17 protein-coding genes are annotated in these 15,714 nt (G+C 62.4%); 9 read left to right on the top strand and 8 right to left on the bottom strand.

The features are described from left to right. Positions 1–3 precede the first annotated feature (3 nt). Positions 4–312, bottom strand: a complete 309-nt coding sequence (locus tag D9R08_RS07580) for an HNH endonuclease (RefSeq protein ID WP_121897432.1) — start codon at positions 310–312, stop codon at positions 4–6. Positions 313–381: 69 nt separating this feature from the next. Between D9R08_RS07580 and D9R08_RS07575 the strand changes: the two genes are divergently transcribed. After that, positions 382–1,707 carry a mechanosensitive ion channel family protein gene (locus D9R08_RS07575; protein ID WP_121897431.1) on the top strand — a complete coding sequence of 442 codons (1,326 nt, stop codon included), beginning with the start codon at positions 382–384 and terminating at the stop codon, positions 1,705–1,707. Continuing rightward, positions 1,704–2,885: a TIGR03862 family flavoprotein gene (locus tag D9R08_RS07570; RefSeq protein WP_121897675.1), complete on the top strand. Its 1,182-nt coding sequence runs from the start codon at positions 1,704–1,706 to the stop codon at positions 2,883–2,885. Before D9R08_RS07575 ends, D9R08_RS07570 begins: the two co-directional genes overlap by 4 nt. Positions 2,886–2,985: 100 nt before the next feature. On the opposite strand, the gene D9R08_RS07565 is transcribed toward D9R08_RS07570, so the two are convergent. The 5 genes from D9R08_RS07565 to D9R08_RS07545 all read right to left on the bottom strand — a co-directional run bounded on the left by D9R08_RS07565 (position 2,986) and on the right by D9R08_RS07545 (position 8,212). After that, positions 2,986–3,576 (bottom strand): glutathione S-transferase family protein, encoded by a 591-nt coding sequence (locus D9R08_RS07565; protein ID WP_121897430.1) that lies wholly within the window; start codon positions 3,574–3,576, stop codon positions 2,986–2,988. 3 nt (positions 3,577–3,579) lie between these two features. Beyond that, positions 3,580–4,614 carry a DNA polymerase III subunit delta gene (holA, locus tag D9R08_RS07560; protein ID WP_121897429.1) on the bottom strand — a complete coding sequence of 345 codons (1,035 nt, stop codon included), beginning with the start codon at positions 4,612–4,614 and terminating at the stop codon, positions 3,580–3,582. After that, the gene (gene lptE / locus D9R08_RS07555; protein WP_121897428.1) at positions 4,611–5,102 is read right to left on the bottom strand and encodes an LPS assembly lipoprotein LptE; all 492 of its coding nucleotides are present in this window, start codon (positions 5,100–5,102) and stop codon (positions 4,611–4,613) included. Before lptE ends, holA begins: the two co-directional genes overlap by 4 nt. After that, positions 5,089–7,668, bottom strand: a complete 2,580-nt coding sequence (gene leuS / locus D9R08_RS07550; RefSeq protein ID WP_121897427.1) for a leucine--tRNA ligase — start codon at positions 7,666–7,668, stop codon at positions 5,089–5,091. Before leuS ends, lptE begins: the two co-directional genes overlap by 14 nt. 82 nt (positions 7,669–7,750) lie before the next feature. Next, the gene (locus D9R08_RS07545) at positions 7,751–8,212 is read right to left on the bottom strand and encodes a DUF3576 domain-containing protein (RefSeq protein WP_121897426.1); all 462 of its coding nucleotides are present in this window, start codon (positions 8,210–8,212) and stop codon (positions 7,751–7,753) included. A 282-nt stretch (positions 8,213–8,494) separates the two neighbouring features. On the opposite strand from D9R08_RS07545, the gene D9R08_RS07540 reads away from it, so the two are divergent. Both D9R08_RS07540 and D9R08_RS07535 read left to right on the top strand, forming a co-directional pair. Next, the gene (locus D9R08_RS07540; protein WP_121897425.1) at positions 8,495–9,586 is read left to right on the top strand and encodes a porin; all 1,092 of its coding nucleotides are present in this window, start codon (positions 8,495–8,497) and stop codon (positions 9,584–9,586) included. Between the two features lie 69 nt (positions 9,587–9,655). Beyond that, the gene (locus D9R08_RS07535) at positions 9,656–10,315 is read left to right on the top strand and encodes a YggS family pyridoxal phosphate-dependent enzyme (protein WP_121897424.1); all 660 of its coding nucleotides are present in this window, start codon (positions 9,656–9,658) and stop codon (positions 10,313–10,315) included. Between the two features lie 124 nt (positions 10,316–10,439). Here D9R08_RS07535 and D9R08_RS07530 read toward each other — a convergent pair whose 3' ends face one another. Continuing rightward, complete coding sequence (locus D9R08_RS07530; protein ID WP_199709292.1) at positions 10,440–10,949, bottom strand: L,D-transpeptidase family protein; 510 nt, start codon at positions 10,947–10,949, stop codon at positions 10,440–10,442. Beyond that, positions 10,946–12,040, bottom strand: coding sequence for a GTP cyclohydrolase II (ribA, locus tag D9R08_RS07525; RefSeq protein WP_121897423.1), 1,095 nt, complete (start codon positions 12,038–12,040; stop codon positions 10,946–10,948). Before ribA ends, D9R08_RS07530 begins: the two co-directional genes overlap by 4 nt. Before the next feature lie 169 nt (positions 12,041–12,209). Between ribA and D9R08_RS07520 the strand changes: the two genes are divergently transcribed. From D9R08_RS07520 to D9R08_RS07500, 5 genes are all read left to right on the top strand, one after another. Further along, positions 12,210–12,896: a response regulator transcription factor gene (locus D9R08_RS07520; RefSeq protein ID WP_121897673.1), complete on the top strand. Its 687-nt coding sequence runs from the start codon at positions 12,210–12,212 to the stop codon at positions 12,894–12,896. 191 nt (positions 12,897–13,087) lie between these two features. Then, a complete protein-coding gene (locus D9R08_RS07515; RefSeq protein WP_121897422.1) occupies positions 13,088–13,876 on the top strand; it encodes an exodeoxyribonuclease III in 789 nt (262 codons plus the stop codon). Between the two features lie 67 nt (positions 13,877–13,943). Next, positions 13,944–14,855, top strand: coding sequence for a thioredoxin (gene trxA / locus D9R08_RS07510; RefSeq protein ID WP_121897421.1), 912 nt, complete (start codon positions 13,944–13,946; stop codon positions 14,853–14,855). A gap of 25 nt (positions 14,856–14,880) precedes the next feature. Next, positions 14,881–15,525: an LON peptidase substrate-binding domain-containing protein gene (locus D9R08_RS07505; RefSeq protein WP_121897420.1), complete on the top strand. Its 645-nt coding sequence runs from the start codon at positions 14,881–14,883 to the stop codon at positions 15,523–15,525. Next, positions 15,522–15,704, top strand: coding sequence for a Trm112 family protein (locus D9R08_RS07500; protein ID WP_121897419.1), 183 nt, complete (start codon positions 15,522–15,524; stop codon positions 15,702–15,704). The genes D9R08_RS07505 and D9R08_RS07500 overlap by 4 nt, the downstream gene beginning before the upstream one ends. The last annotated feature ends 10 nt before the right edge of the window (positions 15,705–15,714 follow it).

Here is a 15,714-nt window from a genome sequence, read left to right as displayed (position 1 = left end):
CGGTCACCGCGTTTTCCACGAGCGGCGCCCGCCCGGCGTTTTGGAGTGAAATCCGGGCGGTCGTTTGCGAACCCATGCGATGAACCCGGCCAGCCGTGGATGGCTTTTCAACGCCTCAACCGTATTGAAGTCACGCGCGAGCTCCGCTTCGCTGAGGGTCGCGTGGATCTCGTTGTGGCAGATCTGATGCAGGCGCACGGTCGGCCCTCCCTTCCCGCCCCGCAAACGCGGGATCAGGTGGTGAAGGCTTTGCCGGGCGTTCTTCGGGATCGCCCGGTCACATAAGGGGCAAATGGGCTCCTCAGTCTGCATCCAGCTTGTCCTTGGCGGTATTGCCAGCCATTAGAATGGTCTGAGACATGCGTGGGGCAAGACATCGCCATGGAAAACCAGCCGGAAATCGTCGAACAGGCGCTTGAGTTCGCCCGGGAAACCCTTGAATTGGCGCTTGGCTGGCTGACCAGCCCCGCGGCCTGGTCGCAGTTCGCGCTTCTTGTTGTTGCATTTCTGCTGGCCCTCCTGCTGACCCGCCGCATGGCGCCCGCGCTGAAAAGGGTGCTGAGCCCGGCCGAGAGCAGTGAGACGCTGCTGTCGCAGACGCGGCGGTTTCTGGCCCGGTTCGTTCCGCTTCTGCTGCCGCTTCTGGCCTATGGGCTCACGGCGGTGGGAGAATCGATCGTCGTCTCCCTGTTCGACAGCGGTGCCGTGATCGCCTTTGGCAAACGGGTGTTTCTGTTTCTGGCCGCGCGCATTCTGGTCCGCCAGATCCTCACCGATCCGTTCCTGAAAACACTCGGGCGCTATGTGCTGATTCCGGTTGCGGCGCTCTATGCACTTGGTCTTCTGGATGACGTGACGCTTGCCTTGTCCGAAATGGAGGTCTCGCTCGGCAATATCTCCTTCTCGCTGATCGCGCTGATCCGCGGCGTTATCGCGGGCAGCCTGCTGTTCTGGCTGGGCAGCTGGTCCACACGGCACAGCGCCGATTACATTGCCCGGCAGGAGGAGATCCGCCCCGCCACGCGGGAACTTGCCATCAAGACGGTCGAGATACTGGTCTTCGGTGCGGCCTTCCTGCTGCTGATGAGCATCATGGGGATCGATCTGACCACCCTGGCAGTGCTTGGCGGTGCGATTGGCGTGGGTCTCGGCTTCGGTCTGCAGAAGATCGCATCGAATTTCATTTCGGGCGTGATCCTCTTGCTGGAGGGGCAGGCGACCGTCGGCGATTACGTGGAGCTGGATGGCGGCGAACAGGGCAAGATCGTCAAGATGACCGCACGCGCGGCGGTGCTGGAAACCTTCGATGGGCGTTGGGTCGTGGTCCCGAACGAGGATTTCATCACCACCCGGGTCGTGAACTATTCCGACAGCGGCAGTGCGAACCGATACGAGGCGCCGTTTTCGGTCAGCTACGACACGGATATCAACCGCGTCCCCGCAATCGTGGAGGCGGCGGTGGCCACCCATCCGGGCGTGCTCGATCTGCCTTACCCGCCCGATTGCGAACTGCGCGCCTTTGGCGAGAGCGGCGTGGAGTTCTGCGTGGAGTTCTGGGTCAACGGGCTGGATGACGGCGAGAACAAATACACCTCCGATGTGCTCTTCCTGATCTGGAACGCGCTGAAAGACAACGATATCGAGATCCCCTATCCGCACCGCGTGCTGGAATGGAAAGCCGGACAAGGGCCGGCGGCCCCGGCATGACCGATGCTCTGGTGATTGGCGCGGGTCCGGCCGGCTTGATGGCGGCCGAAACCCTGGCGCGGGCCGGACGACAGGTGCTGCTCGCAGAAGGAAAGCCCTCGGCCGGGCGGAAATTCCTGATGGCGGGCAAATCGGGCCTGAACCTCACCAGGATGGAACCGCTGCCTCGGTTCAAGGCGGCCTATCACGAGGCCGAGCCGTGGCTGGCCCCGATGCTGGATGTGTTCGGGCCAAAGCAGGTGCAGGGCTGGGCCAGCGCTCTCGGGCAGCAGCTTTTCACCGGCTCCACCGGCCGCGTGTTTCCCGTCGTCATGAAAGCCTCCCCGCTACTGCGATCCTGGATGGAGCGGATGGAGGTGGATCTGCGCCGCCGCTGGCACTGGCAGGGATGGCGCGGGACCGGGTTCGTCTTCGATACGCCCGAAGGCCAGAAGGTGCTGCATCCGAAGGTGACGGTTCTGGCGCTTGGCGGGGCAAGCTGGGCGCGGTTGGGTTCCGATGGGGCATGGGCTCCGTGGCTGGCCGGGAAAGGCGTGAAGATCGCGCCGTTCGCACCGGCCAATATGGGCTTTGATATGGACTGGTCCGCGCATATGGCCCCGCATTTCGGGATGCCGGTGAAGAACGTGGCGCTGAAAGCGGGCGATCAGCTCCATCGCGGCGAGTTCGTGATTTCGGAGCGCGGCCTGGAAGGGGGTGGTATCTACGCAGTATCGCGCGCCCTGCGGCAGGGCGCGGCCCTGACGCTTGATCTGGTGCCGGATCTGTCGACGGAGGAGGTCGCCGCGCGGTTGTCCCGCCCGAAAGGCAAGCAGAGCCTCGCCAATTTCCTGCGCAAGGCCCTGCGCCTGACCGGTACGCGGCTCGCGCTTCTGCAGGAGTTCGGTCGTCCACTGCCCGATGGCGTGGCGCTTGCGGCGCTGATCAAGGCCTTGCCGGTCCCGCATCAGGGCCCGCGCCCGACGAACGAAGCGATCTCGACGGCAGGCGGTGTCGCACGGTCGGCGCTGGACGAAACGCTGATGCTGCGGGCGCTGCCGGGCGTGTTCTGTGCAGGCGAAATGCTGGATTGGGAGGCGCCGACCGGCGGCTACCTGCTAACGGCATGCCTGTCCACGGGGAGGTGGGCCGGGCAGCATGCCGCGAATTGGGACAGGGGGGCAGCGTCAGCGGGTTGAAAACAAGGCCGCCGGAGGCGCTGCCTCGCGCCGCGCTGCCTGCCGGGGTCAGCAGGAACCGGTCCGCCGGTCAGGGGTCAGTGGCGGAGCCGGTGCGGTCTCAGGCTGCCATTGCCCGGTGAAAGGCGGGCCGTTCCCGCATCATGGTCACGAAATCACGGAATTGCGGCTCCACGATCGGAAACTTCGCGGCCACCGCCCACCCGCCGCAATGGGCCAGCAGGATATCGGCAATCGTCATGATGTCGCCCATCAGGAACGGCCCGTCCTCGGCCATGCGCGGGATCAAGGCCTTCTGCGACCGCTCGAACTCCCATTTCAGGCTGTCCTTGATCTCGGGCACGCGTTTGTCCTCGGGCAAGACGAAGGAATGCCGGGCGGCGGTCCATAGCAACTGGTCGAACTCGTCGACGATGAACTGGGTCAGGCTGTCCTGTCGCGCGCGTTCAATGGTGCCGGCTGGAAAGGTCAGCGCGCCATGCTTGTCCGCCAGATAGGTCATGATCGCGACAGAATCGGTGATCGGCACACCTCCGGAAACCAGAACAGGGATTTTCCCCGCCGGATTGAAGCTGATCACCGCGTCGGACCGGGGCGGCGCGGACACATGCTCGTAATCGAGCGCCATCTCCTCCAGCGCCCAAAGAACCCGCAGCGCGCGGCTTTTGACCCCGCCGATCACCTGATACATGGCCTATCCTCCCCGTTGCACGCGTGGCATCATCGCCAGCCGGATCAATGCGCGCTCCATCAGGGCCATTTGCGGAGCCTGCTGGCTCGAGCGCAATGTCAAATCGGTCTCCACCAGAAGGCAGAGCGCGGTTTCCAGATTATGCATGCCCCAGGTATTCGCCTGACGTGTCATTCGTTCTCGGCGGGGCCCGAAAATCGGTGGCCGCGCGGAGGCGATGCCGGCAGAGGCGCCGTTGGGATGGCTTGCCGCGCTGTGCAACACCCGGAAATGGCGAAGGGCCGCTATGCAAAGACCGACCGGCTGCACACCCTGTCCGCCGAGCCGGGTGATCAGCGGTCCGATGGCGCCGGCCTGCGCTTCCGCCGCGGCATGAAGGATATCGTCCAGTTCGGCCTCGATCGTGGCGGGCGCGCAGGCGGCCACATCTTCGGATGTCACCGGCCCGGTATCGGCATATTTGTAGAGCGCCAGTTTTTCGGTCGTCTGGCGGAAATCGCCGGGATCGAGCGATTGCGCGAGGCTGGTCAGATCGGCCATGGCCTCGGTGGAGATGTTGAGGATACCGGCCTTGTGGAGTGTTTCTTCGATCTCGGCCCGGGTGGGCGGATCATCGTAGATGCCCACCGCATAGGCGGTCTTGTGCCCTTCGAAAAGCTTCCGCAAGGCGGATCGCGCCGTAAGCTGCCTTGCCGTGACGATCACCTGCGCATCACCCGGTTGCCAATCTTCCAGGGCGGTCCTGATGGTGGGCGCAAGCCCGTCGCCCGCATCCTCTACAAAGGCCGCACGCGGTCCGGGGAAAAAGCCCTGCGCCTTGATCGCATCAAGCAATGCTGCGGGGTCCGACCGGAGATCGGAGGCGGGAATACGGCTCAGGCGCATCTCCGCTTCGGCTTCGGGGCCAAGCAGCGCCTCCAGCACCTGCTGGCGCTTGAGTGCCACGCGCATGGCATCGGCACCATAGATCAGCAATCCGGTCGCATCGGGATTGGGCCGCGCGAAATAGCCCGAAGCCTCCCGCGGGGACAGTTTCATGACCAGCGGCCAGCGCTTGCCAGAAGATTGGAGACGATCTGATCGGCCAGCGCCGTCATCAGGCGCTCCTGCGCGTCGCGTTCGGCGGCGGCTGTGGCAATGGTCGAGCCGGTGGTGGAATAGGCCGTGAAGGTTCGCACGGATCCCGCATGAACCTGCACATCCGTTCCCGCCTCCACCACGCGGAACCGGGTTGTGCCGGTCAGATTGATCCGGGTGATATCGTTCGACCCGGTCACAGCGATGCCACGCTCCTCCACATCCGTGTCGAGCGTCAACGCATAACGGGGGCTGCCGGCACGGCCAAGGCGATCCTCCAGACGCGTCACCAGCAGGAACTCGTTTCGCGTCTCCGGCGGTTCCACAAGTATCTGTCCGCGCAACGCATCGCCCGCGCCGCCCGGCGCATAGACAGGGGAAAACCCGCAGGCCGCCAGCGGAGCGGCGGCCAGAAGCCCAAGAACGGTGCGGCGGTCAGATAACGACATTGATGATCCGGCCCGGAACGACGATCAGCTTTTTCGGCGCCCCGCCATCGAGGGCCTTGATCACAGCGTTGTCCGCCAGCGCCAGCTTTTCAACCTCTTCCTTTGCGAGATCCTTGGGGACCGTGATCTCTGAGCGGCGCTTGCCGTTGATCTGGATCGGCAGCGTCACGCTGTCATCGACCAGCAGCGCCTCGTCGGCGACGGGCCAAGGGGCGTTGGCGATGAGCCCCTCGCCACCCTGATGGGCCCAGATATCCTCGGCCAGATGCGGGGTCATCGGCGACATGAGCTGCGCCAGCACCATGATCGCCTCGCGCTGCGTGGCATGGGCAGCAGTAGATTTCGTCAGTACATTGGTGAACGCATAAAGCTTGGCGATGGCGGCGTTGAAGCCGAAGCTTTCGATGCCCATCGTCACATCGTGGATGGTACGGTGCATCGCGCGGCGCAGGTCGTCATCGCCGTCGCCTGCTGCATCGGGATCCATCCTGCCGATCCGGTCACACAGCGCCCAGACCCGGCCCAGATGTTTGAAGGCGGCTTCGGCGCCTGCGGCTGTCCATTCCACATCGCGCTCGGGCGGCGAATCGCTCAGCACGAACCAGCGCGCGGTGTCGGCACCGTATTGCTCGATGATCGCCACCGGGTCGACGACGTTGTTCTTGGATTTCGACATCTTGGCCGACGGGACGACCTCGACCGGGCGGCCATCCTCCTTCAGGAACGCGGCACCGTCGCGAAGCTCCACTTCTTCGGGGTAGTGGTAGACGGGCCGTCCGTCCTCGTCCCGTGCGGTCCGGTAGATCGCGTGGGTCACCATGCCTTGCGTGAACAACGCGTCGAAAGGTTCGATGGCGCTGGCAGGTAGATGGCCGGTGATATGCATCGCGCGGGCGAAAAAGCGCGAATAAAGCAAATGCAGGATCGCATGCTCCACCCCGCCGATATACTGGTCCACATTCATCCAATAGGCCGCGTCCTCGGCGGAGGTCGGGGTTTCTGCATGGGGTGCGGTGAAGCGGGCGTAGTACCACGACGAATCGACAAAGGTGTCCATCGTGTCCGTTTCGCGCCTGGCGGGCACGCCGCAGGACGGGCAGGGCGTTGACGCCCATGTGGGGTGGCGGTCCAGCGGGTTTCCGGGGATGTCGAAGCTGACATCCTTCGGCAGCTCGATGGGCAGGTTTTCCTTTTTCTCCGGAACCACGCCGCAGGCGTCGCAATGCACGACCGGGATCGGGCAGCCCCAATAGCGCTGGCGCGACAGGCCCCAGTCGCGCAGACGGAACTTCGTCACACCCTGACCGACGCCGTTTTCCTCGCAAAAGGCGATCGCCGCGTCGATGCCTTCGGCGCCCGTCTGGTACTCTTCACCGGCGAATCCCTTGATATAGAGAACCTTTTCGGTCTTCGGCGGAACATAGGCGTCACCGCCATCCTCAGGCAGGGTAAACCCTGCCGGATCGCCCGCCGGCGCGAAGGTGGAGGCCACTTCAAGTCCGTATTTTCGCGCGAAATCCAGATCCCGCTGATCATGGGCCGGGCAGCCGAAGATCGCGCCGGTGCCGTAGTCCATCAGGATGAAATTGGCGATATAGATCGGCAGTTCCCAGGATGTGTCGAACGGATGGCGGCAGGTCAGACCGGTGTCGAAGCCTTTCTTCTCGGCCTTCTCAAGCGCTTCCTCGGATGTGCCGGTGGCGCGACACTCGGCGCAGAAGGCCGCAACATCCGGGCGGCTGGTTTCCAGTTCCCGGGCCAGCGGATGATCCGGGGAGATGCCGATGAAGCTTGCGCCAAGCAGAGTGTCGGGGCGGGTCGTATAGACCTCCACGCGGTCATGACCGCCCACGCCCTCCGTCATCCCGAAGGAGAATTGCAGCCCGCGGGACTTGCCGATCCAGTTGGCCTGCATCAGCTTGACCTTCTCCGGCCAGTTGTCGAGTTCGTCCAGCGCCTGCAACAACTCCTCGGCCATGTCGGAGATCTTGAAGAACCACTGTGTCAGTTCGCGCCGCTCAACATCCGCGCCCGAGCGCCAGCCCTTGCCGTCGATCACCTGCTCATTGGCCAGCACGGTCATGTCCACCGGATCCCAGTTCACCACGGCGTTCTTCCGGTCGATCAGCCCGGCTTCCAGCATGTCGATGAACATCGCCTGCTGATGGCGATAGTATTGCGGATGACAGGTCGCGATCTCGCGGCTCCAATCCAGAGAGAACCCCAAGGGTTTCATCTGGGCGCGCATGTCGTCGATATTCTTGAAGGTCCAGTCAGCCGGGTGAATGCCACGGTCCATCGCCGCGTTTTCCGCGGCCAGACCGAAGGCATCCCAACCCATCGGGTGCAGAACGTTATGGCCGGTCGCCAGCTTGTAGCGCGCGATCACGTCGCCCATCGTGTAGTTGCGCACATGCCCGATATGAATGCGGCCCGAGGGGTAGGGGAACATCTCCAGCACGTAGTATTTCGGCTTGTCGCCGTCCCGCGTGGCGCGGAAGGTGCCGGCTTTTTCCCAGGCCTGCTGCCATTTCGGTTCCAGCTTGGACGGTTGATAGCGGGACATCGGTCATTCCTCAGGGGTCAAACGCAAAAACGCCGGGCAAAGACGGCCCGGCGGTGTGTTTAGGCGGAGCTTAGCGCAGGGTCTAGAGGTCCGCGTCGCGAATCCGTAGCTGGCGCGCGCGGGTCAGGATCGCATCTTCGATCTGGCGCGCCGTTTCGCGGCTGACCGGGCCGCCCCGGCTCCGCAGCGCAACCCTCAGGCTTCGCGCGTCCAGCGCCGGATCCTGCACATAGACAGTCGCCTGATAGGCGCGACCGGAGCCCGGCGGTGTGCCGTAGCCAAAGACGATCACGCCGGAAAACGGATCGGCGGCTTCGATCGGCATGAAATCGAGGATCTCAAGGGAGGCGTTCCAGAGATAGCGATTGACCTCGACGGTGACATTTGGGTCGGCGCTGTTTTCGAAAAGGTCGAAGATGGTGCGGCGATCCGAGTCAGGCAACAGGCCGGCATCTTCCAACTGCGCCCGCGTTTCCGGACTCATCTCATTGTTGAATATGTTGCCGGAACGACCGCAGGCGACAACTGCGGTCATCAGCAACATAACGGCGCCAATTCTTGCAACACGGGAAAATTTCATGCCGGGCTGCCCCTTCTTCGCTCGAACCATCAGCGCCTTGGTATCTTAGGCCTCTTTGCGCGGCAAGGGTCTTGGCCCGCCGGGCGCGGGAGAGACTGTGGCAAGTCTGCACCAGACCGGTGCAAGATGGCGGCATGCCTTTGGCCTTTCTTGCAATTCAGGGGGCGAAGAGGGAGAGAGAGGCATACTCAATTCGGAATTCCCCGTGTTGAGGTGCACCTTCTTTAAGAATACGAGGGAAAAACCATGAAAAAGGTTCTCTTCGCTACCACGGCACTGGTTGCCACGGCAGGCGTCGCAGCCGCCGATGTGACCCTGTCCGGTACGGCTCAGATGGGTCTGCAGGGCGGCGATATGCTGAGTGGCGCTACCGGCGACCCCGTGCTTTCCAATATGGAAACCCAGTTCGTTCAGGATATCGACGTCACGTTCACGCTTTCGGGCGAGTCGGACAACGGCCTGACTTTCGGCGCAGCTGTCGATCTCGACGAAAATGCGGCCAACGTTAACACCGACGATGCCGGTGTTGCGATCTTCGTGTCGGGCAACTTCGGCACCCTGACCATGGGTGACACCGATGGCGCTCTTGACTGGGCGATGACCGAAGCATGGGTTGGCAATGCCGGCTCGATCAACGACGATGAAACCAGCCATGTCGGCGCGCTCGGCTCGTACCTCGACGGTGCATATGACGGTCAGATCCTTCGTTACAACTACAGCTTCGACAGCTTTGGTTTCGCAGTGTCGGTCGAGATGGACGACTCTGGTGTGCGTGACGAAGGTTATGCCGTTGGTTTCACCTACGGCATGGATTTCGGTGGCGGCAGCGTCGACTTCGGTCTGGGCTATCAGGTCGCAACGCCGCGTGATCTCTGGAACGTGGGCAACGTGTCGCAGATTATCGTTGCAGAAACCACGACCGGCAATGCTGCCGATACTACCGTTGGCTTCGGTACGTATATCGGTGAAGTAAAAGCTCTGGGCGTCAGCGCCGCTGTGACTCTGGACAACGGCCTGTCTGCTGCTTTGACCTTCACGGACTTCGATGTTGAAAGCACGACCGTTGGCTTCTCTGACTTCGACACCACGCATGTGGGTGTTGGTGTCGGATACACCTTCGACGCATTCACCGTGTCGGCAAACTGGGGTCAGTTTGAGATCGACAACTACGGCGAGTTGACCGGTTATGGTCTCGCAGCCGCTTACGATATGGGCGGTGGTCTGTCGATGCATCTTGGCTACGGTCACACCGATTACGCTGTCACCAATGCGGCTCTTCCGTCGCAAGTTGACGGAGATTGGCAGACCTGGTCGTTCGGCCTGTCGATGTCCTTCTAATCCTTGCGGATTATTTGGTAAGGAAAGAGCGGGCCTTGGGCCCGCTCTTTTCTGTTTCAGAGGTGGCTGATGGTGTTATCCGAGATTACGGCTTCCATAGCCAATGCAGAAGCCGCTGCGGATCGACCGGCCGGGTCGGTCAAGCTGATTGCGGTCTCCAAGGTTCAGCCTGAAGACCGGGTTGCGGCGGTGCTCGATCAGGGTCATCGACTCTTCGGCGAGAACCGTGTGCAGGAGGCCGCCGGACGATGGCCCGCCTTTCAGGAGCGCTACGAGGATATCTCGCTGCATCTGATCGGGCCATTGCAAAGCAACAAGGCACGCCAGGCGGTCGAGATGTTTGATGCGATCCACACGCTGGACCGGATCAAGCTGGCCCGCCGCTTTGCCGATCTGGCGCAGGAACGCGGCGCCTGCCCGGAATTGCTGATCCAGGTGAACACCGGAGAGGAGCCGCAGAAAGCCGGGATCCTGCCCGCCGAAACCGACGCCTTCGTCGCAGAGGTGCGCGCGATGGATCTGCCGGTAACCGGGCTGATGTGTATTCCGCCCGTGGAGGAGGAGGCGAGCCTTCATTTCGCGCTTCTGGCCAAACTGGCCGCTCGCAACGATCTGCGCGAACTCAGCATGGGGATGAGCGCGGATTTCGAAAAGGCAATCGCCTTCGGGGCGACCTATGTGCGCGTCGGATCGGCGATCTTCGGAGAGCGGCCGGCCCCGCAGACTTGATCTGCGCCGAAGATCTGGACTTGCCAAAAATCACACTCAAGATGCAGCGGCTCTGCCGCGCGTCCGCGTCTGGTTCAAGCTGACGACAGGTTTTGTCGTCCACGGGACCGAAGCTGACAAGGCATTACCGGCTGGCGAGGGGCGGCACGATGACACGGCTGCGGTACGTGATGCGTGATGCAATCCAGTGCAGATCGCCGCGATCAAAGGCGATGCACCCCTCTGTCGGGTATGCGGGCCGCCGCCATTGATGCAGGAATATCGCTGAACCGTGCCCCCGCACCGCGCGGGGCCAGTTCCAGTCCGTGAGCAGGATCAGATCGTAAAGCGGATCGGCCCGGCAAAGCCGTTCGTGGCTGGCCGAATAAGGCGCGCGGACCATCAGATTGTAATCCTCGTCCTCCGGATCGTCGGACCAAAGATCTCGGGGTCCCAGGGGCACGGCCCAGTCGCAGGGGATTGCAAGACGATCCGGACGATAAAGGCAGCCGATGATTCGATGGATGCCCACCGGTGTCGCGCCATCGCCTTCGCGTTTGCGTGTACTCAGGCCACCACGACCGATCGTACAGGGAAACACCCGACCCATGAAGCGCAGCCCGCGCGGGGTCAGAACCAGATCGGCAGGTGTCAAAGCAGATGCCCCGATTTCTCGGCTTTTGTGGCCAGGTAATGAGCATTGTGCCGGTTGGTGCCGGTGACAAGCGGGACGCGCTCGGTCACCGCTACCCCCATCTGATCCATGATCTCCACCTTGCGCGGATTGTTCGTCATCAGGCGAACGGCATCGATGCCCATGGTCTTGATCAACTCGGCCCCGAGGCGAAAATCCCTTTCGTCATCCTCGAACCCAAGCCGGTGATTGGCTTCGACCGTGTCGAACCCCTGATCCTGAAGGGAATAGGCGCGCATCTTGTTGGCCAGACCGATCCCGCGACCTTCCTGATTGAGGTAGAGCAGAAGCCCCGCGCCTTCGGAGGCCATTGCCGCCAGCGCGGTCTGCAATTGAGGCCCGCAATCGCATTTCAGGGATCCAAGCACATCGCCCGTGAAACAGGCGGAATGGATGCGTGCAAGCACGGGTTTCGCGCGGTCGGGGCGCCCGATTTCGATTGCGTAATGCTCAATCCCGCCATTGTCGGGGCGAAAGATATGCAACCGCCCCGCCTCCGCCGCTTCCAGCGGCAGGCGCGCGGCGGCGACCGGATGCAGGGGGTGATGCGCGGCAAGATCTTCGACCGCGCTGTCGGCCCAAAGAAGTGTAAGGCCATGGTTTTCGGCAATGGCGCGGGCATCGGGCACCGTCACGATGACCGCGGCGGGCAGCAACTGCGCCGATTTCACCAGAAGCAGCGCCAGACGGTGCAAGCCCGCGGTTCCGTCGCGCAGGCTCAGCAACGGGCCCTTCATCGGCGCGCGCAGGTCGTCAGCCGGGTCGGCGATGGCCTGTACCCAGTTCGCGCGGGCCTCGGCCGGCAACCGCAGCCGCGCGAGATCGCCATCATAGGCTCGCGCCTTCAGCGTCTCTGCGCGCCACGCGGTGATGGCAACCGTCACCTCGGCCGACAGAACCCGCAGATCGTCGAGCCGGTCGTCGCCTATCCGCTCAGCGGCCAGGGCGACGATCCCGCCGCCCGCCGCGTCGCCGAGGACCACAGGCAAGCCCACGCGCAGATCGGCGCGGGCGCGGGCCATCAACTCGGCTGGGGTGGGGATCAGGCTCATTCTTTCTCACATAAGCGCGGGATGTTCCGTTCCATACCCTTTGCTGTCGCAATTTGAAACATTCGCTCCCACCCTGACACGGCTGCGTGAGGTTCTTTTCGACCGTCTTGCCAAGTTGACGCAAGGCGCGCATGTCGGTGAGCAGAAACAGGAAAACGAGGTAGACACCATGGCCACACTGCGAAAGATCCTGCTGGTCGATGATGACGAGGACCTGCGCGAGGCGCTGTCCGAACAACTTGTGATGACCGAGGAATTCGACGTCTTCGAAGCCGGAAACGGCGCGGGCGCGATGGAGCGCGCAAAAGAGGCGATCTACGATCTCGTGATCCTCGACGTGGGCCTGCCCGATACCGATGGCCGCGAACTCTGCCGCCTTTTGCGCAAGCAGGGTGTCAAATGCCCGATCCTGATGTTGACGGGCCATGACAGTGACGCCGACACGATCCTCGGTCTGGATGCGGGTGCCAACGACTATGTAACCAAGCCGTTCAAGTTTCCGGTGCTTCTGGCCAGGATTCGCGCTCAACTACGCCAGCATGAGCAATCAGAAGACGCTGTCTTCCAGCTTGGGCCGTACACGTTCAAACCCTCGATGAAGCTTCTGGAGACCGAGGACAACAAGAAGATCAGGCTGACCGAAAAAGAGACGAATATCCTGAAGTTCCTCTATCGCGCGCAGGATGGTGTGGTTGCCCGAGATATTCTTCTACATGAAGTTTGGGGATACAATGCGGGCGTCACCACCCATACGCTTGAGACCCATATCTATCGCCTGCGCCAGAAGATCGAGCCCGATCCGTCCAACGCGCGGCTTCTGGTGACCGAAAGTGGCGGATACCGGCTGGTTGCCTGACGCGCGCATTGCGAGATTGATTGAGATCAAGGCGCAACCATGAGTTGCGAATAATCTTTACGCACTACCTCCCTGTTGGACTGGCCCGAACCTCGCGGTTCGGGCCTTTTTTGCGCCGATGTCAGCAATCGGTTTGCAAGCCGTGGGCTTGCAGCCTAGATCAGAGGCCTAGCCAGACGGAGCATGCGCCGATGTCCTTTTCCCTTGCCACATGGAATATCAACTCGGTCCGGCTGCGTGCGGATCTTGTGACGAAGCTTCTTCGCGAGGAAGCGCCGGATGTACTGTGCCTTCAGGAATGCAAATCGCCGGTCGACAAGATCCCGGTCGAGCTGTTCGCCGCGGCGGGCTATCGCCATATCGTGGCGCGTGGCCAGAAGGGCTATAACGGCGTGGCCATCTTGTCGAAACTGCTGGTCGAAGACGTGGGCCATCGCGATTTTGTTGCCCGGGGCGATGCGCGCCATGTGGCGGCCAGGTTGGAAAACGGCGTCACCATTCACAACTTCTACGTCCCCGCCGGTGGTGATCTCCCGGATCGGGAGGTGAACGAGAAATTCGGCCACAAGCTCGATTTTCTGACGGAGATGCGGGACTGGTTTCACGGGGAAACCCCTGCGAAAAGCATTCTGGTGGGCGATCTGAACATCGCGCCCCGCGAAGACGATGTCTGGTCCCACAAGCAATTGCTTAAAGTGGTGAGCCACACACCGATCGAGGTCGACCATCTTGCGCAGGTGCAGGACAGCGCCGGTTGGGTGGACGTGACGCGCAAGGATATCCCCGAAGGGCAGCTTTATTCCTGGTGGTCCTACCGGGCACGGGACTGGGATGCGGCGGACAAGGGCCGCAGGCTCGATCATGTCTGGGCCACGCCGGATATCGCCAACGCGGCCCACAGCTCGCGCGTGTTGCGTGATGCGCGGGGATGGGAAAAACCGTCCGACCATGCACCGGTATTCGCCACATTCGATCTGTGACCCCTTGGCGGGGCTGAGCCGCAGGCGCATATAACAGGCAAGCACGAGAGTTGAACGGAGATGAGCCATGCTTGAATTTGGACAGGCGCAAGGCGCAACGGGCACAGCCGATCTGATCAAGGACAGCAGCGATGCGACGTTCATGGCCGATGTCGTGGAAGCCAGCAAGGACGTGCCGATCATCGTCGATTTCTGGGCGCCGTGGTGCGGCCCCTGCAAGACGCTTGGGCCCCAGCTTGAAGCGGCGGTCGCCGCGGCCAAGGGTAAGGTCAAAATGGTGAAGGTCGATGTGGACCAGAACCAGCAGGTCGCGGCGCAGTTGCGGGTTCAGTCGATCCCGACGGTCTATGCGTTCTATCAGGGCCAGCCCGTAGACGGGTTTCAGGGGGCGGTATCCGAAGCGGAGGTCAAGCGTTTCGTCGAAAAACTCTCCGTCCTCTCTGGTGATGACGGCGGTCTTGGCGAAGCCATCGAAGCGGCTGAGGCGATGCTGGACGAAGGGGCTGCGGTGGATGCGGCGCAGACCTTTGCCGCGATTCTTGGCGAAGAGCCGGAGAATCCGGCGGCCTATGGCGGATTGGCCCGGGCGCATCTGGCCATGGGCGAACTGGATCAGGCGGAAGCCTTTCTGGCGAATGTTCCCACCGCGATTGCCGCCGCGGCCGAGATCGAGGCGGCCCGCGCGCAGTTGGAGCTGGCCCGTCAGGCACAGGATGCAGGCCCATTGGCCGAATTGTCCGCCGCGGTTGAGGCGGAACCCGACAACCATCAGGCGAGGTTCGACTATGCGCTGGCGCTTCACGCCGCTGGTCAGGTCGAGGATGCGGTGACGCAGCTGTTGGATTTGTTTCGCCGGGACCGGGACTGGAACGATGGCGCCGCCAAGACGCAGCTTTTCACGATCTTCGATGCATTGAAGCCGGAAGATCCGATTGTGCTGACCGGACGGCGGAAACTCAGCTCGATGATCTTTGCCTGATCGCGCGGAGCGCTAGGTAAGGGGCATGATGTCACCTGCTGATCTTCCCCAGACGATCCCGTTGTTCCCGTTGCCGGGGGCATTGCTCCTGCCGCGATCACGCCTTCCCCTGCATATCTTCGAGCCACGCTATCTCGCGATGCTCGATGATGCGCTCAAGACCTCACACCGGCTGATCGGCATGGTTCAGCCGCGCGAAGTGCCCGGCAAGAGCGACAAGCGCTTGCATGCGATTGGATGCGCGGGCCGCGTCACGCAGTTTTCCGAAACCGAAGACGGGCGCTACATGATCACCCTCAGCGGCATCTCGCGTTATCGCGTGACACGCGAGGTTTCGGGCTTCAGCCCCTATCTCAAGGCCGATATCTCCTGGGAAGGGTTCGAAGGCGATCTGGGCGGTGTGGAAAAGGACCGCAGTTTCGATCGTCCGCGTTTTCTCGACCTTCTGTCCCGGTATTTCGAGGCGTTGTCGCTGTCGACGGACTGGGACAGCCTGAAGGACGCCGAAGACGAGTTGCTGATCAATTCGCTCTCCATGCTGTGCCCCTTCGAGCCCGAGGAGAAACAGGCGTTGCTGGAGGCACCCTCGCTGGGCACGAGGCGCGAAACGCTGGTGACCCTGATCGAGTTCGCGCTGCGCGGAGGAACGACGGAGGAAATCCTGCAATGAGTGCTGACCCGCTCGCCGATCGGCGCATGATCGAAGCGTTGGTGTGCCCGCTGACCCATGCGCCGCTGAGCTATGACGCAGACGCGCAGGAGTTGATTTCCAAGGCGGCGCATCTGGCTTTTCCGATCCGGAACGGCATTCCGATCATGCTGGAAGAGGAAGCGCGGAAACTCGACTGAGTCATTGCCG

Source organism: Rhodophyticola porphyridii, from assembly GCF_003688285.1.
Lineage (GTDB): Bacteria > Pseudomonadota > Alphaproteobacteria > Rhodobacterales > Rhodobacteraceae > Rhodophyticola > Rhodophyticola porphyridii.
The sequence above is the reverse complement of the archived record's forward strand: the minus strand, read 5'-3'. Positions and strand labels throughout refer to the sequence as shown.